Source organism: Halorhodospira neutriphila, assembly GCF_016584055.1.
GTDB classification, from domain to species: domain Bacteria; phylum Pseudomonadota; class Gammaproteobacteria; order Nitrococcales; family Halorhodospiraceae; genus Halorhodospira; species Halorhodospira neutriphila.
In genome coordinates, this window is record NZ_NRSH01000255.1 from 1 (window position 1) to 1,091 (window position 1,091).

At 81.5% G+C, this 1,091-nt stretch carries 1 pseudogene; it reads right to left on the reverse strand.

The features are described from left to right. Positions 1 to 742, reverse strand: a pseudogene (locus CKO13_RS12285) (hypothetical protein); the annotation flags it as partial. Between the last annotated feature and the right edge of the window lie 349 nt (positions 743 to 1,091).

The window sequence follows — 1,091 nt, forward strand, 5'->3', positions numbered from 1 at the left end:
GGGCGTAGCGCAGCGAGCCGGCCAGCGCGTCCCACTCCAGGGTGAGCCGCCAGCCGTGGCCGGCCAGGGGCTCAGGCCGCAGCCCGCGGCGGCGCCCCAGGGCGCCGCCGAGCAGCCGCCAGTCCAGTCCCTCGAGCAGGCGCTGGCCGCCCCTCTGGGCCTCGGCGCGGCACAGCGCCACCGGCCGCCCCTCCCCCTTCAGGCGCAGGCCGCGGTCGGTCCGCTCCCAGGCCACGGCCTCGAGCCGCGCCAGGCCGTAGAGGCGCCGGCCGCAGGCCACGAGGGGCGTCCAGCCGGCCCGGCAGGGGCAGGCGCGCAGCGCCTCGGCGGGGAGCCGCGGCGGCGCCGGCAGGAGCGGCCGGCCGGCGCGCTCCAGATGGAGTGCCAGCCCGGCGGCGGCGCGCAGGTCGGCCTGGCGGCGGCTGTAGCCCTGCACCGGCTGGCCGCGGGTCGAGAGCAGGAGGTCCGTGCGCCCCTGGCGCAGGCGCAGGAGGCCGGCCTGCTCGTCCGCCTCGACCCGGCCGGGGGCCGCTCGCCAGGCCAGCCGCCCGAGCCCCTCGGGCGGCCGGCCGCAGAGCCCGGGGTGGCCGTGGGCCGTGGCCGCCAGCAGCCCCGCCGTCCAGGCGTTGTAGACGCTCAGGTGCATGTAGCCGTCCCAGCCGCCCTCGGCCCCGGCCCGCCGCGCCGGGGTCAGCCACAGCAGGCCGTCGCCGCGGCGCTGCGCGGCGCAGCGCTCGCGCACGGCCCTTGCCGCGGCGCCGAGCGCCTCGGCGGCGGGGGGGGGCGGGCGCCCCGCCGCCGTCGAGGGCGCCGTGGAGGACGGCGAGCAGGCAGGCGTCGCCGAAGAGGCCGTGGCTGGTGCGCCCGAGCCCGCCGCAGTAGCCCCCCGGGGAGAGCACGAAGCGCAGCCACCCCCAGTAGCGCAGCAGCTGCCGCTCGAGGCGGGGATCGCGGTGGGCCCGGTAGGCGAGCCACAGGCACAGCAGGGCCTTGAGGTGGTAGGCGAAGGGCGTGGCCCCCTGCCCGGCCCGCGGCCGGCGCGGGAAGTCGATGAACCCCCCCTCGGCGGTGCGCCAGCGCGCCGCCCGCCG